Source organism: Brevibacterium atlanticum, assembly GCF_011617245.1.
In the GTDB taxonomy this organism is placed as follows: domain Bacteria; phylum Actinomycetota; class Actinomycetes; order Actinomycetales; family Brevibacteriaceae; genus Brevibacterium; species Brevibacterium atlanticum.
Map to the genome: position 1 here is coordinate 2,969,120 of NZ_CP050152.1, position 21,395 is coordinate 2,990,514.

20 protein-coding genes are annotated in these 21,395 nt (G+C 64.3%); 13 read left to right on the plus strand and 7 right to left on the minus strand.

Features of this window, described 5'->3' with window-relative positions; all coding sequences use genetic code 11:
- Positions 1-27 precede the first annotated feature (27 nt).
- Positions 28-1,323, plus strand: a complete 1,296-nt coding sequence (locus GUY23_RS13285; protein WP_166973025.1) for a D-alanyl-D-alanine carboxypeptidase family protein — start codon at positions 28-30, stop codon at positions 1,321-1,323.
- Positions 1,324-1,700: 377 nt separating this feature from the next.
- Positions 1,701-1,868, plus strand: a complete 168-nt coding sequence (locus GUY23_RS13290; RefSeq protein WP_166973027.1) for a hypothetical protein — start codon at positions 1,701-1,703, stop codon at positions 1,866-1,868.
- A gap of 239 nt (positions 1,869-2,107) precedes the next feature.
- On the opposite strand, the gene GUY23_RS13295 is transcribed toward GUY23_RS13290, so the two are convergent.
- Positions 2,108-4,462 (minus strand): FdhF/YdeP family oxidoreductase, encoded by a 2,355-nt coding sequence (locus tag GUY23_RS13295; RefSeq protein WP_166973029.1) that lies wholly within the window; start codon positions 4,460-4,462, stop codon positions 2,108-2,110.
- A 520-nt stretch (positions 4,463-4,982) separates the two neighbouring features.
- Here GUY23_RS13295 and GUY23_RS13305 point away from each other — a divergent pair.
- The 3 genes from GUY23_RS13305 (at position 4,983) to GUY23_RS13315 (ending at position 7,690) form a co-directional block, all read left to right on the plus strand.
- Positions 4,983-6,194 carry an MFS transporter gene (locus GUY23_RS13305; RefSeq protein WP_166973031.1) on the plus strand — a complete coding sequence of 404 codons (1,212 nt, stop codon included), beginning with the start codon at positions 4,983-4,985 and terminating at the stop codon, positions 6,192-6,194.
- Positions 6,194-6,883 (plus strand): MerR family transcriptional regulator, encoded by a 690-nt coding sequence (locus GUY23_RS13310; RefSeq protein WP_166973033.1) that lies wholly within the window; start codon positions 6,194-6,196, stop codon positions 6,881-6,883. Before GUY23_RS13305 ends, GUY23_RS13310 begins: the two co-directional genes overlap by 1 nt.
- Before the next feature lie 192 nt (positions 6,884-7,075).
- Complete coding sequence (locus tag GUY23_RS13315; RefSeq protein WP_166973035.1) at positions 7,076-7,690, plus strand: hypothetical protein; 615 nt, start codon at positions 7,076-7,078, stop codon at positions 7,688-7,690.
- On the opposite strand, the gene GUY23_RS13320 is transcribed toward GUY23_RS13315, so the two are convergent.
- Both GUY23_RS13320 and GUY23_RS13325 read right to left on the minus strand, forming a co-directional pair.
- On the minus strand, positions 7,668-8,639 hold the full coding sequence (locus GUY23_RS13320; protein ID WP_166973037.1) for a CPBP family intramembrane glutamic endopeptidase: 972 nt from the start codon (positions 8,637-8,639) through the stop codon (positions 7,668-7,670). The genes GUY23_RS13315 and GUY23_RS13320 overlap by 23 nt on opposite strands.
- Positions 8,623-8,883 carry a hypothetical protein gene (locus GUY23_RS13325; RefSeq protein ID WP_166973039.1) on the minus strand — a complete coding sequence of 87 codons (261 nt, stop codon included), beginning with the start codon at positions 8,881-8,883 and terminating at the stop codon, positions 8,623-8,625. Before GUY23_RS13325 ends, GUY23_RS13320 begins: the two co-directional genes overlap by 17 nt.
- 473 nt (positions 8,884-9,356) lie before the next feature.
- On the opposite strand from GUY23_RS13325, the gene GUY23_RS13330 reads away from it, so the two are divergent.
- The gene (locus tag GUY23_RS13330; RefSeq protein ID WP_208085362.1) at positions 9,357-10,082 is read left to right on the plus strand and encodes a helix-turn-helix domain-containing protein; all 726 of its coding nucleotides are present in this window, start codon (positions 9,357-9,359) and stop codon (positions 10,080-10,082) included.
- A gap of 342 nt (positions 10,083-10,424) precedes the next feature.
- Here the strand turns inward: GUY23_RS13330 and nrdF are convergent, their stop codons facing one another.
- The 4 genes from nrdF to nrdH all read right to left on the minus strand — a co-directional run bounded on the left by nrdF (position 10,425) and on the right by nrdH (position 14,370).
- On the minus strand, positions 10,425-11,396 hold the full coding sequence (nrdF, locus tag GUY23_RS13335; protein ID WP_166973043.1) for a class 1b ribonucleoside-diphosphate reductase subunit beta: 972 nt from the start codon (positions 11,394-11,396) through the stop codon (positions 10,425-10,427).
- A 181-nt stretch (positions 11,397-11,577) separates the two neighbouring features.
- Entirely contained in the window at positions 11,578-13,704 is a 2,127-nt protein-coding gene (gene nrdE / locus GUY23_RS13340) for a class 1b ribonucleoside-diphosphate reductase subunit alpha (protein WP_228282843.1), read from the minus strand.
- A 5-nt stretch (positions 13,705-13,709) separates the two neighbouring features.
- Positions 13,710-14,123 (minus strand): class Ib ribonucleoside-diphosphate reductase assembly flavoprotein NrdI, encoded by a 414-nt coding sequence (nrdI, locus tag GUY23_RS13345; RefSeq protein ID WP_166973048.1) that lies wholly within the window; start codon positions 14,121-14,123, stop codon positions 13,710-13,712.
- A gap of 1 nt (position 14,124) precedes the next feature.
- Complete coding sequence (gene nrdH / locus GUY23_RS13350) at positions 14,125-14,370, minus strand: glutaredoxin-like protein NrdH (RefSeq protein ID WP_166973050.1); 246 nt, start codon at positions 14,368-14,370, stop codon at positions 14,125-14,127.
- Between the two features lie 561 nt (positions 14,371-14,931).
- On the opposite strand from nrdH, the gene GUY23_RS13355 reads away from it, so the two are divergent.
- The 7 genes from GUY23_RS13355 to GUY23_RS13385 are packed head-to-tail and all read left to right on the plus strand — an operon-like array spanning position 14,932 to position 21,391.
- Positions 14,932-15,927 (plus strand): AAA family ATPase, encoded by a 996-nt coding sequence (locus GUY23_RS13355; RefSeq protein ID WP_166973052.1) that lies wholly within the window; start codon positions 14,932-14,934, stop codon positions 15,925-15,927.
- 12 nt (positions 15,928-15,939) lie between these two features.
- Positions 15,940-16,824, plus strand: coding sequence for a DUF58 domain-containing protein (locus tag GUY23_RS13360; protein WP_166973054.1), 885 nt, complete (start codon positions 15,940-15,942; stop codon positions 16,822-16,824).
- Complete coding sequence (locus tag GUY23_RS13365; protein WP_166973057.1) at positions 16,811-17,263, plus strand: hypothetical protein; 453 nt, start codon at positions 16,811-16,813, stop codon at positions 17,261-17,263. Before GUY23_RS13360 ends, GUY23_RS13365 begins: the two co-directional genes overlap by 14 nt.
- Positions 17,254-18,228 carry a vWA domain-containing protein gene (locus GUY23_RS13370; RefSeq protein ID WP_166973059.1) on the plus strand — a complete coding sequence of 325 codons (975 nt, stop codon included), beginning with the start codon at positions 17,254-17,256 and terminating at the stop codon, positions 18,226-18,228. Before GUY23_RS13365 ends, GUY23_RS13370 begins: the two co-directional genes overlap by 10 nt.
- A complete protein-coding gene (locus GUY23_RS13375; protein ID WP_208085364.1) occupies positions 18,225-19,433 on the plus strand; it encodes a vWA domain-containing protein in 1,209 nt (402 codons plus the stop codon). Before GUY23_RS13370 ends, GUY23_RS13375 begins: the two co-directional genes overlap by 4 nt.
- A complete protein-coding gene (locus GUY23_RS13380; protein ID WP_166973061.1) occupies positions 19,430-20,242 on the plus strand; it encodes a tetratricopeptide repeat protein in 813 nt (270 codons plus the stop codon). Before GUY23_RS13375 ends, GUY23_RS13380 begins: the two co-directional genes overlap by 4 nt.
- A gap of 39 nt (positions 20,243-20,281) precedes the next feature.
- Positions 20,282-21,391 (plus strand): histidinol-phosphate transaminase, encoded by a 1,110-nt coding sequence (locus tag GUY23_RS13385; protein WP_166973063.1) that lies wholly within the window; start codon positions 20,282-20,284, stop codon positions 21,389-21,391.
- Positions 21,392-21,395: the final 4 nt, after the last annotated feature.

Below are 21,395 nucleotides of genomic sequence, written 5' to 3' on the forward strand. Positions count from 1 at the left end.
CTGAGAGGCAAAAGTAGACTGGGACGCATGCGTTCACCCGGCTCCACTGCTTCCCCGACGACTGTACCGACAGCGAAGTCTGCGACTGCGACCGTCGAGGGCCCTGGCTCCGGTTTCGGGCGGGCGCGGGTCCTCCCGATTGCCGCCGCGCTGCTGACGCTCGCCCTCATCGCAGCTCAGGTGGTCCTCTCCCCCGCCGCCTCGGCGACGACTCCGAGCGGCGAAGAGACGGCACCGGCGTATGTGAGTCCCGAAGATCTCGGCGACGGAGCGAAGGCGCCGAAGCCGACGGGCACCTCCTGGCTCGTGGGCGATCTCGACTCCGGTGAGCTGCACGTGGCGAAGAACGTTGAGAAGCGGCATGCTCCTGCCTCGACGATCAAACTGCTGACGGCGCTGGCCCTCGTCGATGTCCTCGATGACAAGACGAAGAAGGTCACGGCCGAGTTCGAGGACATGGAGATCGACGGGACGAAGGTCGGACTCATGCAGAAGAACAAGTACACCATCGACCTGCTCTTCCACGCGATGCTCATGTCGAGCGCCAACGATGCGGCGAATGCCCTCGGGCGGGCCGCCGGCGGGCAGAAGAAGGCCGTGTCGCTGATGAACGCGAAGGCCGCGGAGCTGGGGATGTCGAACACCCATGCGGTGAACACCTCGGGTCTCGACGCCAAGGGCCAGTACACGACGGCCGAAGACCTCATGAAGCTCGCGTGGGCGGTGTGCGAGGACGACTATCTGATGAAGGTCATCGGGACGGAGACGTTCAAGTTCCCCGGCGGGAAGAATCCGCAGACGAAGGAGAAGTTCAAAGGCTACGAGATCCAGAACCACACGAAGATCGTCGGCCAGGTCGACGGCGGTCTGGGGCTGAAGAACGGGTTCACTCGGGCTGCGAAGGGCTCGTATGTGGCTGTTGCCGAACGCGATGGTCACCGTGTGATCGCGACGATGCTCGGCATCGACAACAACTCCCGGCAGGTCGCCGTCGACCTCCTCGAATGGGACTTCGCGCAGAAGGATCCGAAGTCGCTGCAGACCGTGCCCGTCGGCGTACAGGCGACCGCCGAGGCCAAGCCCACGGCACCGAGCAGCGGCGGCGATGCCGGTGGGGACGAGGACGAAGCGGCCGCCTCGGCGAAGGATTCGGCGAGCGATGAGGGAGACGGCCGGGCATCCTCCTCGCTCGCCTCTCGGTCCTTGGGTGCAGCCATGGACAACCCCCTGGCACTCGGCCTCCTCGGAGCCGGCGTCGTCCTGCTCATCCTCACAGCGGTGCTGTGGGTCAGACTGCGCGGACGCCTGCAGGGCCGTCGCTGAGCCACCTCGGCGGTCGCTGAGCCACCTTCGCACGTCGCGCCGCCTCCGCGAGGGGAATTGCGCGCATGGGCTCCCCTCGCGCTCCGGATTCTGTGGCCTTGACCACGTCGAATGGACAGCGAAGGGCGCGGACGGCTATGCTGATGGTTTGCGTTCAAGTTGTCCGCATTCATCGAACCGATCGATGCGTTGCTCCTGACGACAATCCATTTGCGTCGCAGGCTCCGATCCTGGTTCATCATTTCGGATGAATGATCCGGACACTGTATCTCTTCGAACTGCAGATCCCCATCGGCGACCACCCATCGCCGACTAGACAACCTGAGGAATAGTGCGCGTCGTTGCCGCTATTCACAACTGAAGAAAGGAGGGAACCCATGTCTGAGTTCCCACAGTGGGTCCAGCGCGGACTCGCACACGCAGGGATGATCGATCCCAGGATCAGCCGTCAGGCTCCCGGCGAAGTCGCCATCGAGGATGCGACCGGCCGCATCGTGCTCTTCACGGGCACCTCGCTGCGTGAGATCACGCCGCTGGCAGCCTGAACGTGTGACGGCGCCGACGCCTTCGGCGTGAGCGCCGTCTGACGTCGGCGGCACGCGTGCCGCCGCCTGTCCGGTCCCCATCCTGCTGCTGGGTTTCAAGCAGAGGACGAGCCGCGACAGATGAACTTCTGCCCGACATTCCGCAGGTCGCTCCTGCAGGGATGTCGGGCATTGTCATGTTCAGCGGGAGTCAGGGCCAGCCGGCTCGGTCCGGCCGTTCCCTATCGACCGAAGTGCGACTATGCGAACGCGTCGACTTCGCTGACCACCTCGGCGGGTTCTTCGTCGACCGTCCGAGGTTCGAAGCGAACCATGACGGCCTTGAACCCCGGAGTGTTCGACTCCCGGGCGACGAGGTCACGGTGGACCAGGGCGTTCGCTTCCGGGTAGTAGGCGGCGACGCATCCCCTGGCCGTGGGGTAGGCGACCATGCGGAATTTCTCCGCCCTCCGCTCTTCGCCGTTGAACACGGAGACGACGTCGACGAGCTCACCGTCCTCGACGCCGGCGGGGGCAAGATCATCGGGATTGATGAGGATCACCCGGCGACCGCCGGAGATGCCGCGGTAGCGGTCGTCGAGGCCGTAGAACGTCGTGTTGTACTGATCGTGCGAGCGCATCGTCTGCAGCACCAGGTGCCCCTCGTGCGGGTGCAGGTATTCCAACGGCCTGGTGGAGAACTGGGCACGACCCTCGGCGGTGGCGAAGGACCGGTGATCGCGGGGCGGGTTCGGCAAGACGAAGCCGTACTTGTCCCGCACCCGGGTATTGAAGTCCTCGGTGCCGGGAATGACTCGGGAGACGTGGTCGCGGATGACGTCGTAGTCCTCGGCCATGGCCTTCCAGTCGACAGGATGCTCTGGACCGAGCACCGCCTCGGCGATGCGGGCCAGCAGCACGGGTTCGGCGAGCAGGTGATCCGAGACCGGTTCGAGCCGACCCTGGGTCCGACTGACCACCGACATGGAGTTCTCGACGCTGAGGAACTGGGACCCGCCCGGGTGCTTGTCGTCTCGGTCGGTCCGGCCGAGCGTCGGCAGGATGATCGAGGTCTTCCCATGGACGACGTGGGAGCGGTTGGGCTTCGTCGAGATGTGCACCGTCAGGCCGGTCTTCTTCAGTCCCTCCTCCATGGTGGGGGTGTCGGAGTTCGCCATCGCGAGGTTCCCACCGAGGGAGACGAAGACGTCGACCTCGCCGCGGGACATGGCGTGCATCGCCTCGGTCGAGTCGTAGCCATGCTCCCGCGGTGCGCTGATGCCGAATTCGGTGTCGAGGCGCTGCAGGAAGTCTTCCTTGGGCTTCTCCCAGATCCCGAAGGTCCGGTCGCCCTGGACATTGGAATGTCCGCGCACGGGGCAGGCACCGGCCCCGGGTTTGCCGAAGTTGCCCTGCAGGAGAAGCAGGTTGACGATCTCCTTGATCGTGTCGACCGAGTGGGGCTGCTGGGTGATTCCGAGGGCCCAGCAGAAGATGGTCGCCTTCGAGGCCGCGAGCATGTCGGCGACGTGTTCGATCTCGGTGCGTTCGAGACCGGTGGCGAGTTCGATCTCGGCCCAGTTGAGATCCTTGCGGGCGTCCGCGTAGTCGGCGAATCCGTCGGTGGAGGATTCGATGAAGTCGCGGTCGACGATGGTGCCGGGGGCGTCGGCCTCCTTCTTCAGGAGCAGGTGGCCGAGAGCCTGGAACAGTGCCTGATCTCCACCCACGCGGATCTGCAGGAATTCGTCGCTGGTGCGCTTTCCGTCGGCGAGCAGGCCCTTGGGAGTCTGCGGGTCTTTGAACCGGAGCAGGCCCGCTTCGGGAAGCGGATTCACCGCGACGACCTTGCCGCCGTTGCGGCGGCATTCGGCGAGTGTGCCGAGCATACGTGGATGGTTCGTCCCCGGGTTCTGTCCGACCACGAAGATGAGTTCGGCCTTCTCGAGGTCTTCGAGTGAGACGGTGCCTTTGCCGATGCCGATCGTCGGCGACAGGGCGGTGCCGGAGGATTCGTGGCACATGTTCGAGCAGTCGGGAAGGTTGTTCGTGCCGATGCTGCGCGCGAGGAGTTGGTAGAGGAACGCCGTCTCGTTCGGAGTCCGACCCGAGGTGTAGAAGACCGATCGGTTCGGGTCGGTGGCCCGAATGTGCTCGCCGATGATGTCGAAGGCCTCGGACCACGCGATAGGCGAATAGTGGGTGTCACCGTCGCGGATGATCATCGGATGGGTAATCCGGCCCGACTGGCCCAGCCAGTATTCGGTCTTCTGCTCGAGTTCCGCGATGGGATGCTGTTCCCACCAGCCGGGGGTGGCGACACGGGTGGTGTTCTCCTCGGCGAGAGCCTTGGCACCGTTCTCGCAGAATTCGATCTTCTTCCGGTCCCCGGTGATCGATTCCGGCCAGGCGCATCCGGGGCAGTCGACTCCGTCCGGCTGGTTGACCCGGAACATCGAGCGCACGGTGCGGCTGGCTCCACCCTGCTTGAGACCGCGCTCGAAGGCGACTTCGACGGCTTTGAGGCCCGCCGCCGCGGTCTTCGGTGTGCTGACGACGAGATCATCCTCGTCGATGTCGTCGAATTCGACCTTGCGGCCGCGCACCTGTGCCATTGCCAATCACCTCTGACCGAAGAACGGAACTGTTGAACCATCCTAGCGGAGTTCGGTGGTGGCGTCGGTGGAGAATCCAGTGTGCGGACACCATCTCATCTGCGGGGATGACTGCGAATGCGACGGCAGCAAGAAGCGGCCCCTCCGGGAACACTCTGCCCGGATGGGCCGCTTCGTGAAGCTGAATCGGATGGGAGTTCAGAAGTCCCAGTTCTTGCTCTCTTAGGAAGCACAGTCATCGTCCTTCCCGGTGAGAGGCGGGAATTCTTGTGGTCGAGGAGATCGCCGGACTCGTGGCCTATCTCGCCAGTCCGATCTCCTCCGCCGTCAACGGGGCCGCGCTCCGTGCGGACGGCGGCGTCCTGCCGACGCTGCTCTGAGCCGACGCGGCCTCGAGGTCCCAAAGACAAACGAGAAGACGATCGATGGGTGTCGGCGCCTGCTCGTCTCCCCGGGCCTGCCCACGACATCCCAATCACGGGCTTGACTCTGACGCGACGTCATCGTTTGTGCTTGTCACATGACACGGATCATCTTCTTCTACCTGACCTCCTTCGGCACATCGTTGCTGGGCAACTCGATCACCGCGATAGTGCTCCCACTACTCGTCCTATTCACCACGGGCAGTCCGCTGGGAGCCGGGGCCGTTGCTCTCGCCGCCGCAGTGCCCTCTGCTCTCGCCGGACTGCTGATGGGCTCACTCATCGACCGAATCAACCGTCGCACCGCCGCGGTCCTCTCCGACGTGATCTCGGCTGTGGCGTTGATGGTCCTGCCCGTCATCGATCTCACCTTCGGACTGAACCTGGGATGGTTCATCGCCGTGGCGATGCTGAACTCCTTCGGCGACGTCCCCGGTATCACGGCGCGGGAGGCCATGCTCCCGGCCATCGCTCGGGCCGCCAGGCTGGACTCTTCGCGGCTGATCGGCCTGCGGGAATCCCTCGCAGGGGTCTCGCTGCTGGTCGGCCCAGCCATCGCCGGTATCCTCGTCGCCTCCCTGAAACCGGTGACGGTCATGTGGGTGACCGCCGGCATCGCGGCACTGGCTGCCCTGCTGACCCTCGTCATTCCCTCCCACGCCTCCAGACTGCCGCCCGCGCAGCAGGAGAATTCTGAGTCCGAGCCGCCCGGCTCCATTTTCCACGGCCTGGCGATCATCTTCCGCACACCACTCCTGCGCACCGTCGTCCTGCTGGGATTGGCGCTGGCCGTCGTGCTCGCCGCCACACAGGGCATGGTGATCCCGGTACATTTCGCCTTTCAGGACGAGGCCGGATTCGTTGGATTCGTGCTCAGCGCGTTGGCTGCGGGTCTGCTTGTCGGGGGTGGGCTCTTCGCCGGATTCGGGGCCAGGATCCCGCGCCGGGGGTGGTTCGCCGTCGGTGTCATCGTCGTCGCTCTCGGTTTCGCCGTCATCGGTATCCTGGGACCTGTGTGGTCGATCTTCGCCGGGGCTGCGATCGTCGGACTGGGCGGCGGCTGCATGAACGCCGTCGTCGGACTGACTTTCGTGGAGAACGTCGCAGATGCCAAACGCGGGAAAGTATTGGGTGCCCAGAACGCCCTGATGACTCTTGTCCCGTCGGCGGGCATCGGTGGAGCCGCTCTGCTCATCGAGATCGGTAGCCTGCACCTGGCCACGACGGCTCTCGTCCTCCTGTGGATCGGCGCGGCCGCCCTGGCCCTGCTCAGTCCCAGTATCCATCGATTAGGGAAGGTGTCACCCTGATGCGCATCGCAGAATTGGCAGAGCTCGCCGGGGTGACGGTCCGAACCATCCGCTACTACCACCAGGTCGGCGCGCTGCCGGAGCCGCCGCGTCGGTCCAACGGATACCGTGATTACACTGCGGATCATCTGGTTGCCCTGCTGAGGATCAGCCAGTTGACCAGCTCAGGTCTGTCGCTGGCACAGGCTGGGGCCGTGGCCGCTGACTCCGGTTCCTCTTCCACCGAAGAGGCGCTGGACGAGGTGGACCGGGTCCTGGAAGAGAAGATCGCGGCTCTGACCGAACAACGCGAGCGGCTGGCCCGAGCGCGCGCCGGGCGCCACGTCGGACTCTCGAGGGCAGCGGCTGCTTTGAGCCTGACATCCGCCGACATACCGGTCGCCATCGCGATCGCCCACTTATACCGGGATCATCCGCAGATCGATGTTTTCGCCGATGCGCTCCTGGACCCGCAGATGCGGTCGGCCCTGGCGCGTTTGCAGGAGCGTTTCGACGCCATCGACGAGACCACCACCGACTGCGAGCTCTGTCAGCTCATGGCGCAGGCGCAGAGACTGGTCTCCGAGGTCGCCGATGGACTGCCGGCGCTGACCGAGGAGCAGTTACAGGTCATCCTCGATCTGGCAGAACGCGACTTGAACGACCGGCAGAAGGACTTCATGCGCATCGAGACGGGACCGCCGTCCTAGGCTCCTGTCTCTTACCTGCGCAGCCGGCCAGGCGACGGCTCAGGGCACCGTCGTGCCCTCCAGGTGATCGCCGGCTTCTCGTGGCAGGTCTCGACTTTCACCTTTGCCGGACCAAGGCGAACCGCCGGTCACGACTCGGCGATTCGGTCCACCCGCTTCCCATCACACCCACCAGAGTGAGGAAACCTACCCATGCGAATCTTCCACAGCTTTCGGACCATCCTGCGCGTCAACTGGTACCCGTACCTGGTATCCAACATCGTGGTCTACGGCATTCTCCTAATGGCGATGATCGTGTCCGTCTACATCCCCGGCCTGCATGACATCGGCCATCGGAACACCGACGCCTTCCTCAGCTCGCCCGGGTCGTCCTTGGTTGCCGAGGCCTACAGCAGCGGCAGCATCGTCAGACCAGCGCTGCTGACCTTCCTCGGCAACTTGCTGTTCGGAGCATTGGGGACCACGACATTGCCCACGTTGATCATTCCCTTCTTCGGCGTGGTCGCGACGATTGCGCGGGCTGTTTTCATCGGCATGCCCTACGCCCCGACATCACTCGAGGAGCTGATCACCGTGATCACCGTCTCGCCGGTGCTGCTGATCGAGTTCCAGGCCTATGTCCTGGCGATGCTGGGATCGATCATCCTCTGGCGATCGACCTTCGGTTACCGGCGACTGAATCTGTCATCGGCCTGGGAGGGGTACCTCGCCGGTGTCAAGGACAACTTGCGCCTCTATCCGATGATCGTCATCCTGCTTCTGGTCATTGCGCTGGTTGAGGCCGTCACAGCCCTTTTCCTGCACTGAACCTCGATGCGCCGGCAATGGCCTTCGACGTGCAGCGCTGACGCCGGCGGCGCTTTTCGATCTGCCAGACAGTGATGATCGCGATGGCCTGTGCGAGGAGAAGGATCAGCATGTAGGGTCCGCCGGCACCGGCGCTGCGGTCCTGGCCGATACCGCCGCCCTCGGCGAACAGGGCCCCGATGCCGTAGGCAAAGACATTGTTCATGACGTGGAAGGCGATCGGCGCTTCGAGACCACGGCTCAGCAGAGCCATGACCGCGGTGCTCGCCCCGAGGCCCAGGTAGTTCAGGATCATCCACGGATCCAGGCTGGTGTGGACGACGGCGAAGAGCACACTCGAACCGGTGATTCCGACGATGAGCGCCGGACGGGAGGCACGGACCCAGGAGGCGTAGGAGGCGGTGAGGACGCCGCGGAAGGCGACTTCCTCCGCCGCAGCCTGCAATGGCGTGGTCAGCACCAGCACCACCAGCAGTGCGATGGTGGTGCCGGAGACGGCGAACAGCGAGAGCGGTGAAGGGTGGATCAGCTGGACTGCCGCATTGGCGAGGATCATGAGTGCGGCGAAGAGGCCGGCGTACATCCCTAGCCGGCGCCATCGGAAAGCCCGTCCCACGCTCAGTGCGGATCGCCATGGAACCCGCCCGGCTTTCGCGAGGACGACGAGTGCCAGCGGGGCGACGAGGATGGTTGAGAGATTGATCGCCAGGAAGGTCAAAGGTGTCAGCGAGGCGTCATTGGGATCTTTGCCGAGCAGGCGGATCTCGACGAGGGCGGCGATGCCTCCCAATATCAGCTGGAGGCCATAGACCGCTGCGACGACGACGATCGTCAAGACCAAGGGGACCCACCACCGCATCGACAGGTGGGCGCCGAAAGGACGTGTTAAGTCGACGGACGGGGAGGCGCTCGGGGGTTCGTTGAGGGTCGGGTCAGGCGAGACGGTCATGGTGGTCCTCCTTGGGACGGTGTGAGTTGGACGAGACAGGGCATTCGTCCGGGATGATGGCGAAGCGTCGCCAGATGGCGCCGAACAGCAACCCGATTGAGCCACTCAGAGCCGCGATGGCTATCGCATTGGTGAGGGCGCTGATGGGCACCGTGCCCACGAGCAGGAACATCGAGGTGAAGAACACGATGAGCATGAGCGGGACAACCTGCATCGCACCTTCGTAGAGGAGCAGGTCAACCATCGTGGCGCCTCGTCCCGTCCCGTTGGGGCAGGGCCTCGAACGGTCTCGATCCGGCGGAGCCATCCGTCGCACCGAGGCTGACGGGCGGCACGGCTCGGTGAGCGCATTCCTGCGAGGAGCTCAAGGGCCCATGCGGGATGAGGGTCTGCTCGGCGAAGAGCGGTGCCTGTGTACGGCGCTCGGGGCACCGGGTTCGGAAGCGGTCCCGGGCAACAGTAGGCTGGCGGCAGTCGGATGCCGAACGGGATGAGGCCGTTCCTCCAAGGTGGACGCAGTGCTTCCCGAACTCGTGCCGTTGGGAAGTCTGTCCAGTACTGGTCATGTCAGGGGCTCCTACGCGAAGGCGGGTATGTTCACTACCATCGGAACCCGTGCCCCGAGGGCACAGTCAAGACCGTGCTTCCAATTCCCTCCCCCATCCACGAGGATGGAGGCATGAATGTTCGCCCTGGTGTCCGTTGATGGCTTGGAGCATGCGCCAACTCGCGGACCTCGCCGACACCACGGTGAAGGCGATCCGGCACTATCATGCGACCGATGTGCTCGAAGAGCCCGCACGCGCGTCCAACGGTTACAAGCAGTACGGCACGACCCACCTGGTGCGACTATTACAGATCAAACAGCTTCGGGAGCTGGGGATGTCGACGGCAGAGATCCGATCAGCGGACGACTCGGAGGACATGTTCTTCGAGACCGTACGCGCGCTCGATGCTCGACTCGCCGCCTCTATCGAACGTGAACAGAAGATCAGAGCCGACCTCGCCGAGCTGCTCGCCCACCGAGCCGGACCAGACGTTCCCGTCGGCTTCGAATCCGTTGCCGACGGCCTCACCGGGTCGGACAGGGCGTTCATAGCGATCAGCACACTGCTCTATGACGAACAGGGCATGCAGGACCTGCACGAAATCGCCGAACACCACCAGGACACCGACATCGCTTTCAACGAACTGCCAGCCGATGCAAGCGCCGAGGCCATCCACGCTGTCGCCCTGCGGCTCGTACCAGTGCTGCGCAGGATCCACGAAAGCTACCCCGACACACGGATCCCGCCCCAGCCGACAACAGCGCGCAGACGCGAGGCGATTCACGCCCTGTACCAGTCGCTGCCCGATCTCTACAACCCAGCACAGATCGGAGCCCTCGCGCAGGCGTACCGTCTCACCCAGGACAATGGGTCATCGGACGAAGCGGACACCTGAAGGTGGCTCCCATTCTCCCTGCGCGATCATCGTGTGCACACTGGCGAGCCACGTGGGAGCGTCGGTCTTGGTGAGGAACGTCAACGCCTTGTCGTCCTCCGTGTGGGCCGAGTGCATCGGCCCGTCTGGGGCCGGGCAGCGCTCCTGTCACCGTCCTGACGAGAGCTTCCGAAGGCTCCCCCAGGTCTCCCGCTACGCCGCCGTCTTACGCTTCTTCGTGGTGCTCATCGTGCCCTCCTCCGTCCTTCGGACGGAGGCACGAAAAGAGGCCCGGACCGTGCAGTTTCCTGCAGGTCCGGGCCTCCCATCACCCCTTTCGGGCCTCGAGTAAGCTCTGGGGTCTCAGAAGTCCCAGTCCTCGTCTTCGGTGTTCTCGGCCTTGCCGATGACATAGGACGAACCCGAACCCGAGAAGAAGTCGTGGTTCTCGTCGCTGCCGGGTGAGAGTGCCGCGAGGATCGCCGGATTGACGTCGGTGACCTCCTTGGGGAACATCGCCTCATAGCCGAGGTTCATCAGCGCCTTGTTCGCGTTGTAGTGGAGGAACTTCTTGCAGTCCTCGGCCAGACCCACGGAATCGTAGAGGTCGTGAGTGTAGGCGACCTCGTTCTCGTAGAGCTCGAACATGAGGTTCATCGTGTAGTCCTTGAGCTCCTGCCTGCGCTCCTCGGACTGCGACTCGAGCCCCTTCTGGTATTTGTAGCCGATGTAGTAGCCGTGGACGGCCTCATCGCGGATGATGAGCCGGATGAGGTCGGCGGTGTTCGTCAGTTTCGCATGCGCTGACCAGTACATGGGCAGGTAGAAGCCGGAGTAGAAGAGGAAGGATTCGAGCAGCGTCGAGGCGACCTTGCGCTTGAGCGGATCGTCACCCCGGTAGTAGCTGAGGATGATGTCAGCCTTCGACTGCAGGTAAGTGTTCTCCCGCGACCAGCGGAAGGCCTCGTCGATCTCCTTCGTCGAGCACAGGGTGGAGAAGATCGACGAGTACGACTTCGCGTGCACGCTCTCCATGAATGCGATGTTCGTCATCACTGCCTCTTCGTGCGGCGTGACAGCGTCAGGAATGAGCGAGATCGCACCGACCGTGCCCTGGATCGTGTCGAGCAGGGTCAGACCGGTGAAGACCCGCATCGTCAGCGTCTTCTCGTCCTCGGTCAGAGTCGCCCAGGAGGGAATGTCGTTGCTCAGCGGAACCTTCTCCGGCAGCCAGAAGTTGCCGGTCAGACGATCCCACACCTCATCGTCGATCGGATCGACGACGCGGTTCCAGTTGATGGCGTCGACATGCGAGGCCAGAGTCAGATTCTCCACGGGTTTCCCTCTTCCCAAAAAGTCCAGTTCTGCAAGAGTCACGAAGTCGTCTTCGTGCTCGGATTCAGCGGTCTGCTGCGCAGGCGGTCGTCCGATGTGTCGGGGCCGATGCTCGTGGTGCTCAAGCGCACCCCGTAAGAATCCGGCGGACCGATTCGCTTCGGTCCGCCGGATTCGATGATCACAGCATGCAGGAGACGCAGCCCTCGACCTCCGTGCCCTGCAGCGCGAGCTGCCGGAGCCGGATGTAGTAGATGGTCTTGATGCCCTTGCGCCATGCGTAGATCTGCGCCTTGTTGATGTCACGGGTGGTTGCGGTGTCCATGAAGAACAGCGTCAGCGACAGGCCCTGGTCCACGTGCTTCGTGGCCTCGGCGTAGGTGTCGATGATCTTCTCGTACCCGATCTCGTATGCATCCTGGTAGTACTCGAGGTTCTCGTTGTCCATGAAGGGAGCCGGATAGTACACGCGCCCGACCTTGCCCTCCTTGCGGATCTCGATCTTCGAGGCCACCGGGTGGATCGACGACGTCGAGTTGTTGATGTAGGAGATCGAACCGGTCGGCGGCACGGCCTGCAGGTTCTGGTTGTAGATGCCGTGCTCGGCCACCTGGGCCTTGAGCTCGCGCCAATCGTCCTGCGTCGGGATGTGCACGCCCGCATCGGCGAAGAGCTGCGCGACCCGCTCGGTGCGCGGCACCCACGCCTTATCGGTGTACTTGTCGAAGTATTCGCCGGTGGCGTACTTCGACCGTTCGAAGCCGGCGAACGTGGTGCCCCGCTCCTTCGCGATCTCCATCGACGCCCGCACACAATGGTAGGCGACGGTGTAGAAGTACATGTTCGTGAAGTCCAGGCCTTCGTCGGAGCCGTAGTACACGTGCTCGCGGGCGAGGTAGCCGTGGAGGTTCATCTGGCCCAGGCCGATCGCGTGGGACATGTTGTTGCCGCGGGCGATCGAGGGCACGGACTGGATGTCCGAGGTCTCGGCGACGGCGGTGAGTCCGCGGATCGCGGTCTCGACGGTCTGTCCGAAGTTCTCCGAGTCCATCGTCAGGGCGATGTTGAGCGAACCGAGGTTGCACGAGATGTCCTTGCCGATCTCGTCGTAGCCGAGGTCGGCATCGTACCGGCTGGGTTCGGAGACCTGGAGGATCTCCGAGCACAGGTTGGACATGATGATCTTGCCGTCGATCGGGTTGGCCTTGTTGACGGTGTCCTCGAACATCACGTACGGGTAGCCGGATTCGAACTGGATCTCGGCCAGGGTCTGGAAGAACTCGCGGGCGTTGATCTTCTTCTTCTTGATCGAGGCGTTGTCGACCATCTCCGTGTACTTCTCCGTGACGTTGACGTCGGAGAAGGGCATGCCGTAGACGCGCTCGACGTCGTAGGGGCTGAAGAGGTACATGTCCTCGTTGCGTTTGGCCAGTTCGAAGGTGATGTCGGGGATCACGACGCCCAGGGACAGGGTCTTGATCCGGATCTTCTCATCGGCGTTCTCGCGCTTGGTGTCGAGGAAGCTGTAGATGTCCGGGTGGTGGGCGTGCAGGTACACGGCACCGGCACCCTGACGGGCACCCAGCTGGTTGGCGTAGGAGAAGGAGTCCTCGAGCAGCTTCATGACCGGGATGACGCCGGAGGACTGGTTCTCGATCTTCTTGATCGGGGCGCCGGACTCACGGATGTTCGTCAGGGCGAAGGCCACACCGCCGCCGCGCTTCGACAGCTGCAGGGCGGAGTTGATGGACCGACCGATCGACTCCATGTTGTCTTCGATGCGCAGCAGGAAGCAGGAGACGAGTTCTCCGCGCTGCTTCTTGCCGGCGTTGAGGAAGGTCGGGGTGGCCGGCTGGAACCGACCGGAGATGATCTCGTCGACGAGCTGGGTCGCCAGCAGCTCATCGCCGCGGGCGAGGAACAGGGCGACCATGACGACGCGGTCCTCGAAGCGTTCGAGGTAGCGCTTTCCGTCGAAGGTCTTCAGCGTGTAGGAGGTGTAGAACTTGAAGGCACCCAGGAAGGTCTGGAAGCGGAACTTCTGATCGTAGGCGCGCTTCGACAGCGCCTCGATGAAGTCGAACGAGTACTGCTCCAGGACCTCGGGCTCGTAGTAGTCCTTCTCGACGAGGTAGTCGAGCTTCTCCTTGAGGTCGTGGAAGAAGACGGTGTTGTTGTTGACGTGCTGGAGGAAGTACTGCCGGGCAGCCTGCTTGTCACGTTCGAACTGGATCCGACCGCTCTCGTCATACAGGTTCAGCATGGCGTTGAGCGCGTGGTAGTCCAGATCCGTCTCTTCGCGGATGATGTCCTCTACATTGCGGTCTTCAGCGAGCTCGCGCACAGTTTGTCCAATCCTAGATTCACCGCATCGACGTCCTCCGGGGTTCCCAGGAGTTCGACTCGGTACATGAGGGGTACTTGACATTTGACGGCGACCTTCTTGGCCGCTCGACAGTAATCTTCGCCGAAGTTCGTGTTTCCGGCGCCGATGACACCGATGAGGTGACGTCGGTTCTCGTCGTTATTGAGGAATTTGATGACCTGCTTGGGGATGGCGCCTTGGGTGCGTCCCGCCCCATAGGTCGGAGTCACGAGGACGAACGGTTCGTCGACTCTCAGCGTCTCCTGCTTCGTCAGCAGCGGAATCCGGAGAGCCGGATGCCGCAGCTTGCCGACGAAGCGGTGGGTGAACTCAGAGCTGCTGGAGTAATAGACCAGGAGCATTTCAGGCCACGACGGACGCCGTCTGCTCGCCGGTCAGGGTGGCGATCTTGTCCGGGCGGAATCCCGACCAGTGATCGTTGTCGGTGACGACGACGGGTGCCTGCATGTACCCCATGGCCTTGACGACGTCGAGGGCGTTCTCGTCGACGCTGAGATCGACCGACTTGTACTTCAGTCCCTTGGCATCGAGCGCACGGTAGGTGGCGTTGCACTGGACACAAGCGGGCTTGGTGTACACGGTGATCATGGCGACTCCTCAATTCTGCCTTGCGGCTTCCGCGTTCTGTGTGGCGTGATCGGGCCCTTCGCCTGCCGAATCATGATGAAGATCACGACGCGCAGGCCCAGGGTCGACCACTAGATGTTGTGTTCGGGTACGACCTTACCCCTATATCCAGTGTTACACCAGTGTCATTTCGACGGTCCACATCGCTGTGTGCGCACCGTCCACATTCGTCCACAGGCTGTGAAAGACACCCATGTAGTTCGATCACCTGCGAGGACACTGGGGACAGCGACGAACGAGTCGTTTCTCCGCCGATTTCCCGACGCAGTTTTCCACCGCTGTCCACAGAAAAAATTTCTGCCTGTGGGTGTGTCGGGACCACTTGCCTCACCTCCTCTGCTGCGCCGGGTTCCCCGGTTCTGATCTGTGTCATCGACGCTACAGGTCGGCACTGACACGGAGGCGAGGATCACGGCCGGCATCCGCCCCGTGTGTCAGCACTGACACGTCACGGACTGTCTCACGTCAGTGCCAACCAATATGCTGGAGACCACACCGCACCGAATCGAGAGGCATGGGACTATGACGGCGACCGCACCGGCCAACACCCAGGAGATCGCACACGCGCAGACCATCCTCAAGGGGCTGGAGTCCTATCTCGACCATTTCGTCGTCGGTCAGCAGCGTCTGCGCGAATCCCTGCTCATCGGACTCCTCTCCGGGGGCCATCTGCTCCTCGAAAGCGTCCCGGGACTCGCGAAGACCACGGCCGCGGCCGCCCTGGCCAATGCCGTGGACGGGAAGTTCTCCCGCATCCAGTGCACGCCCGACCTGCTGCCGGCCGACATCATCGGCTCACAGATCTACAACGCCCAGGAAGGCTCGTTCAACACCGTGCTCGGCCCGGTGCATGCGAACATCGTCCTCCTCGACGAGATCAACCGGTCCTCGGCGAAGACGCAGTCGGCGATGCTCGAAGCGATGCAGGAGAAGCAGACGACCATCGGCGGTCAGCGCTTCGAACTCCCCCGCCCGTTCCTCGTCATGGCCACGCAGAATCCGATCGAGCAGGAAGGCACGTACCAGCTGCCCGAGGCTCAGCTCGACCGGTTCATGATCAAGGACCTGCTCACCCATCCGAACCCGAACGAAGAGGTCGAGATCCTCTCCCGACTCGACTCCGGCGTCTTCGACAAGGACTCGGTGCCGGACCCGGCGTGCAGCCTCGACGATGTGGTGACCATGCAGCGCTATGCCCGCACCATCTACATCGACCCCGCGATCACCCGCTACCTCGTCGAACTCGTCCACGCGACCCGCAACACGTCGAAATACCTCGGCCGCTACGCCCCCTTCATCGAGTACGGCGGCAGCCCGCGCGCCTCTATCGCGTTCACGAACGCCGGCCGGGCACTCGCCATGATCCGCGGCCGCAACTACGTCATCCCCGAAGACATCAAGGACCTCGCCCACCGGGTGCTGGCCCACCGCATCCAGCTCAACTTCGAAGCCGCCGCCGAGAACATCACGAGCGCCCAGGTCGTCGATGCCCTCCTCATGGCCGTGCCCACTCCCTGATCGGCTGCGACGATGACTGTCCTGCTCAATCGCATCAAGGCGCGGATGACCATCCACGCCCACCGCCGCACTCGCCGCCTCCTCGACGGCGACTACTCCTCGGTGTTCCACGGCCACAGCCTCGACTTCGATGATCTGCGCGACTACATCCCCGGCGACGAGATCCGCGACATCGACTGGAAGGCCACGGCCCGACACACCGAACCGCTGGTCAAACGCTATGTCGCTCACCGTCGGCACATCCTCGGCCTCGTCGTCGACACCTCACGGAACTTCGACGCCGTGACCTCGGCGGGAGCGGACAAACGCCACCTGGCGATCCTCATGGCCGGAATGATCGGCTACCTCGCCGTGCGCCACGGCGACGACGTCATGCTCATCCACGGCAGCGCCGAACGCACGACCGCCTCCCCGCGCAAGGGCAGCGAAGCCCACCTCGAGCACCTCCTGCAGCAGATCCTCGCCGAAGCGGACACCGACTCCCCCGGGGCGATCAACACCCAGCTGCAGTGGATCAGCACCCACATCAACCATCGGATGCTGCTCGTCGTCATCTCCGACCAGGCCCCGCTCGGTCCCGACGAGGAGGCGATGATCCGCCGGCTCCGCGCCCAGCACGAGGTCCTGTGGATCACGGTCACCGACGCGGATCTCGCGGGACTGCCGGCCGCCTCGGCGCCGTTCGACGTCGCCCGCCCCGATCATGGACTGCCGTCGGCGGTGATGACGAAACCGCAGGTGAGGCAGGAATTCGCCCTCGCCGAGGCGGCCCGCCGCCAGCATCGCATCGACCTTCTCGCGAAGCTCGGCATCGCCCACACCGAGATCGATCATCCGAAGTCGGCCCTGGGCCGACTCCACACCCTTCTGCTGAGGCACCGCCATGGGCCCCGCTGAACTCGTCGGTCCCCTGCAGATCTCACCCGCCTGGTATGTCGCGGTGATCCTCGCGCTGCTCATCGTCGCCGGCAACTTCTTCGCCCCGCTCATCCGGCTCGCCGCCGGTGCCACCGGAGCCAGCGGCCCGCGCATCCCGATCCCGGTGCGCAGCACCTACCTCTCGCGCATCTCGAGCGTGGAGTCGGACCTGGAGACGGAGAACGCGGATGTCCGCGATTCCGCGCGGACGCTGGCGAAGATCGTCCGCGACTTCGCCCACGACGCCTGGGGCGTCAAGTCCGAACACCTGACCTATCGTGATGCCGCAGTCGCCGGACTCGACGACCTCGCCGCATGCCTCCTCGGCCTGTACGAAGCCGAGTTCGCCGAAACGGAGCCGGCGGACCTGCAGGCACAGATCGCCGATGCCAGGAAGCTGGTGGCCCGATGGTCCTGATGTTCTGGTGGCTGGCCCTCATCCTCGCAGTCCTCGCCATCGCGGCGGTCTGGTTCTTCCGCCGCCCGAAAGCCACAGCGTCGTCGCTGCCCGTGGCCCACAGCGGTCGGATGACGAGCCTGCCGAGCTTCCACCGAGCCATGCGCACCCGCCTGCTCACCACGGTCGCCCTCCTCGGCGTCATCGTCCTCACCGGTCTGTCCTCCCTGGCCGGCATCGCCCGCCCCGCCTGGATCGAAACCGTCAACCCGGAGAAGAAGCTGCGCGACGTCATGCTCTGCCTCGACGTCTCGGGTTCGATGCTCGGCTATGACGCGGACCTGCTCGAGGCCTATCAGGAACTCGTCGACCGGTTCGACGGCGAACGCATCGGCATGACCGTCTTCAATGCCACAGCGGTCTCGGCCTTCCCACTCACCGACGACTACGACATGGTCGAGAACTTCCTCGCCGAAGCCGAGGACGGCTTCCGCACCTGGGGCTCGGAGGGCACCGACTATTCGTGGTCGACTTCGCCTCCGAACATCGGCGGCTCCTCCCTCATCGGCGACGGGTTGGTCAGCTGCGTCGACAACTTCGACCGGAAGGACGAGAAGCGGTCCCGGTCGATCGTCTTCGCCACGGACAACATGCTCGCCGGAGATCCACTGTTCGACCTCAACGAGGCCGCCGACATCGCCGTCGATGCCGATGTGCGCGTCTACAGCCTGTCCCCGCCCTCGATCCTGACGACGACGCAGACGAAAGAGCTCAAATCGGTCTCCGACCGCACCGGCGGCAAGCAGTTCGATATGGGATCGGCCTCGACCATCGACCGCATCGTCGAGGAGATCCAGAGCCAGGAGGCCGAGAACACTCCCGGCCGTTCCTACACGATCGTCCACGACATGCCCGCGATCCCGCTCGGGCTCGCCGTGTTCGGGCTCGCCGGAGTCTTCGTCCTGGCATGGAGGACGAAATCATGATCTTCGATCCCGTCTTCACCTGGTTCGGCTGGGGCTTCCTCGTCCTCGCCCTTCTCACCGTGTGCCTCATCCCCGCCATCCGCGGCGACGGTCCACGCTGGAAATGGTTCGCCCGGATGGGCGTCGTCGCGATCCTCGCAGTGGCACTCGCCCGCCCCGGCATCCCGATCAAGTCCACCACCGAGGAGTACGAGGCCCAAGCGGACGTGTACTTCGTCGTCGACACGACGACGTCGATGGCCGCCGAAGACTTCGACGGAGACCGGACCCGCCTCGACGGGGTGAAGGAGGACATGCTCGCACTCGCCAAGGAGTTCCCCGGCACTCGCCTGTCCATCATCACCTTCGCCTCGACCGCGGCGACCGTGATGCCGCTGACGACCGATCACACCGCCTTCGCCTCCGCCGTCGACGTGCTCAGCCCGGAGACCTCCGTGAATTCGAAGGGGTCATCGATCACCGAGGCCGGGGATGAGCTCGACAAGCGCATGAGCGCCAACGATGAGGACCGCCCCGATAACAAGAGCGTCGTGTTCTACTTCGGCGATGGTGAGCAGACGGTCGATCAGGACCCCGACTCGTGGTCGTCCTTCGCCTCCCGCATCGACAGCGGAGCGGTATTCGGCTACGGCACCGCAGCCGGCGGGAAGATGCGGGATTCGCAGCCCTTCGGCTCCGGCGTCGGCGATGGCGCCGGAGGGGACGAACCGGGTCTCGGCGGTGACGATGACACGAACGGCGCCGACCACGATGACTACATCGTCGACGGCAACGGCAACCCGGGGATCTCGAAGATCGACGAGGGAAACCTCAAACGGATCGCCTCCGACCTCGGCGTCGACTATCACCACCGCGACGGCAAGGGTGCGATCTCCAGCGTCTACACCGCCCCGAAGTACGATCAGGCCCTGGTGAAGAAGGACGGCCGGGTCACCGTCGACGAGTACTTCTGGGTGCCCCTCATCCTCGTCTTCGCCTGGATCGCCGTGGAGTTGGTCTTCGGCGTCCGCGAATACCTCCGCCTCAAAGCGATCACTCCCCCACGCCCTCGCCGAGGCGGCCCTCCCGGGCCCGGGAATGTTCCCTACCAGCCGAGGCCAGGCGGCATGCCTGGCAGACCCGCCCCCGGCGGGGTGCCAGGACCAGGCCAGCCCGTGTCGTCCGGCCAGCCTGCATCCTCCGCCCAACGAGGAGGCCCGCGATGAACCGGATCAGAGGCCGGTGGGCGCGGCTGCGCCGGATCACGAAGATCAACCTCATCCTCGGCACGGTCTTCACACTCGTGGCCGCCTATATCGGTGTGACAGCGTACTTCGGCACCGCCTCCCAGGTCCGCTACACCTCGAACGACTTTCCCGGAGCGAAGAAGGCCGCGACCGCCTTCCTGCGGCTCAGCCCCCTCCAACGGCACATCGGCTACTTCAACCGCGGCACCGCCGAGGCGGCCGTCGGCGACTACGACGAAGCCCAGTCCGACCTCGAGGCGGCGCTGAAGATCGCACCGACCTCCGCCGAATGCGCGGTCCGGATCAACCTGTCCTTCGTCTACGAGAAACAGGCCGATGAGATCTCCTCACAGGATCCCGACCAGTCGCAGGAACTCTACGACCGTTCGCTCAAGACCCTCGAGGACGCACCCGAGGAATGCCAGCCGAAGAAGAGCGAAGAGAAGCAGAAGAGCGAGCAGGCCAAAGACCGCGTCGAGGACAAGAAGAAGGGCGAGAAAGCCAAGAACGACGGCACCGACGACAGCGATTCGGGCGATGACTCCCAGGATGGGGACTCACAGGATGGGGACCAGAAGTCCGAGGACGACAAGTCCTCCGAGGGAGATGAGAAGTCCGAGGACGAGAGCTCCGATGACTCGGAGAACTCCGAGGAATCCGACGGCAAGTCCGAACGCGAGAAGAAGCGGGAGGAGCTGGAGAAGCGCGGCGAGGACTCCGACCGGCAGCAGCAACAGCAGGGCCCCGGCGGCGACGGCGGACGGTCCGCACCGGACAAACCGTGGTGAGTCGGTCGACCGCCCCGGCGCCTGTGACATCATGAGGGCATGAACGCCGAGAACCCTTCCTCTTCTGCCCCATCGGGGCCGCGCCTGCGGTCCGCCCTCGACACCTTCCCGCCCTACATTCCGGGCAAGCCCCCGCGTCAGGTCGATGGGCTGCGGTCGTTCAAACTCTCCTCGAACGAGAACTTCCTCCCACCCCTGCCCGCGGTGCTCGACGCCATGGTCGCCCATGCCACGGACCCGGCACACTACCCCGACGACGCGGCTCTGACGCTGCGAGAGGGACTGGCAGGCCGCCTCGGTGTGGGCATCGATGAACTCGTCGTCACCACCGGAGCCTCCGAACTGCTCGTGGCTCTCACCCAGATCACCTCGGATGCGAGCACCGAAGCCATCTACCCGTGGCCGTCGTTCGAGATGTACCCGCAGACGACCGGACTCGCCGGGTCCGCGCGCATCGAAGTGCCGCTGACCGCCGACGGCCGCCACGACCTGCCGGCGATGGCGCGAGCGATCACCGACCGGACGAGCCTCATCATCCTCTGCTCACCGAACAACCCCACTGGCCCGGTCCTCACCGACACCGAGGTGCGCGCCTTCCTCGACGAGGTTCCCGACCATGTGCTCGTCGCCCTCGACGAGGCGTACTGGGAATTCGCCACTGCCCCCGACCGCGTTCGCGGACTCGAACTGGTGAAAGACCACGCGAACCTCGTGCTGCTGCGCACCTTCTCCAAGGCCCACGGCCTGGCCGGACTGCGCGTCGGCTATGCGGTGGCCCACCCGCAGGTCATCACCGGTCTGCTCAAGGCCGTCATCCCCTTCGGCGTCACCGACCTCAGCCAGGCCGCCGCCGTCGAATCGCTCAAGCACTGGGATGAGGTGCTCGAACGTTCCCGCTCGATCGCTGCGACACGGGACGCCTTCGCCCAGGCGCTGCGCGCACAGGGCTGGGACGTGCCCGAGGCGCAGGCGAACTTCGTCTGGCTGCCGCTGGGTGAGAAGTCCGGCGCTTTCGAAGACGCCTGCGTCGAACAGGCGGTGGCGGTGCGCAACCTCGGTGCCGGGGTGCGCATCAGCATCGGCGAGGACGAAGCGCTCGAACGGGTCCTGTCGATCGCGCAGACCTTCCGCACCGAACACTTCGGCTGAAGCG

What these genes read in the sequence shown, in the direction of transcription:
- GUY23_RS13360 (WP_166973054.1), top strand. Translation starts at nt 15,940, where the DNA reads ATGACTGTCCTGCTCAATCGCATCAAGGCGCGGATGACCATCCACGCC.
- GUY23_RS13355 (WP_166973052.1), top strand. Translation starts at nt 14,932, where the DNA reads ATGACGGCGACCGCACCGGCCAACACCCAGGAGATCGCACACGCGCAG.
- nrdH (WP_166973050.1), bottom strand. Translation starts at nt 14,370, where the DNA reads ATGATCACCGTGTACACCAAGCCCGCTTGTGTCCAGTGCAACGCCACC.
- GUY23_RS13380 (WP_166973061.1), top strand. Translation starts at nt 19,430, where the DNA reads ATGAACCGGATCAGAGGCCGGTGGGCGCGGCTGCGCCGGATCACGAAG.
- GUY23_RS13290 (WP_166973027.1), top strand. Translation starts at nt 1,701, where the DNA reads ATGTCTGAGTTCCCACAGTGGGTCCAGCGCGGACTCGCACACGCAGGG.
- GUY23_RS13365 (WP_166973057.1), top strand. Translation starts at nt 16,811, where the DNA reads ATGGGCCCCGCTGAACTCGTCGGTCCCCTGCAGATCTCACCCGCCTGG.
- GUY23_RS13305 (WP_166973031.1), top strand. Translation starts at nt 4,983, where the DNA reads ATGACACGGATCATCTTCTTCTACCTGACCTCCTTCGGCACATCGTTG.
- GUY23_RS13370 (WP_166973059.1), top strand. Translation starts at nt 17,254, where the DNA reads ATGGTCCTGATGTTCTGGTGGCTGGCCCTCATCCTCGCAGTCCTCGCC.
- GUY23_RS13295 (WP_166973029.1), bottom strand. Translation starts at nt 4,462, where the DNA reads ATGGCACAGGTGCGCGGCCGCAAGGTCGAATTCGACGACATCGACGAG.
- GUY23_RS13285 (WP_166973025.1), top strand. Translation starts at nt 28, where the DNA reads ATGCGTTCACCCGGCTCCACTGCTTCCCCGACGACTGTACCGACAGCG.
- GUY23_RS13325 (WP_166973039.1), bottom strand. Translation starts at nt 8,883, where the DNA reads ATGGTTGACCTGCTCCTCTACGAAGGTGCGATGCAGGTTGTCCCGCTC.
- GUY23_RS13310 (WP_166973033.1), top strand. Translation starts at nt 6,194, where the DNA reads ATGCGCATCGCAGAATTGGCAGAGCTCGCCGGGGTGACGGTCCGAACC.
- GUY23_RS13315 (WP_166973035.1), top strand. Translation starts at nt 7,076, where the DNA reads ATGCGAATCTTCCACAGCTTTCGGACCATCCTGCGCGTCAACTGGTAC.
- nrdI (WP_166973048.1), bottom strand. Translation starts at nt 14,123, where the DNA reads ATGCTCCTGGTCTATTACTCCAGCAGCTCTGAGTTCACCCACCGCTTC.
- GUY23_RS13375 (WP_208085364.1), top strand. Translation starts at nt 18,225, where the DNA reads ATGATCTTCGATCCCGTCTTCACCTGGTTCGGCTGGGGCTTCCTCGTC.
- GUY23_RS13320 (WP_166973037.1), bottom strand. Translation starts at nt 8,639, where the DNA reads ATGACCGTCTCGCCTGACCCGACCCTCAACGAACCCCCGAGCGCCTCC.
- GUY23_RS13330 (WP_208085362.1), top strand. Translation starts at nt 9,357, where the DNA reads ATGCGCCAACTCGCGGACCTCGCCGACACCACGGTGAAGGCGATCCGG.
- GUY23_RS13385 (WP_166973063.1), top strand. Translation starts at nt 20,282, where the DNA reads ATGAACGCCGAGAACCCTTCCTCTTCTGCCCCATCGGGGCCGCGCCTG.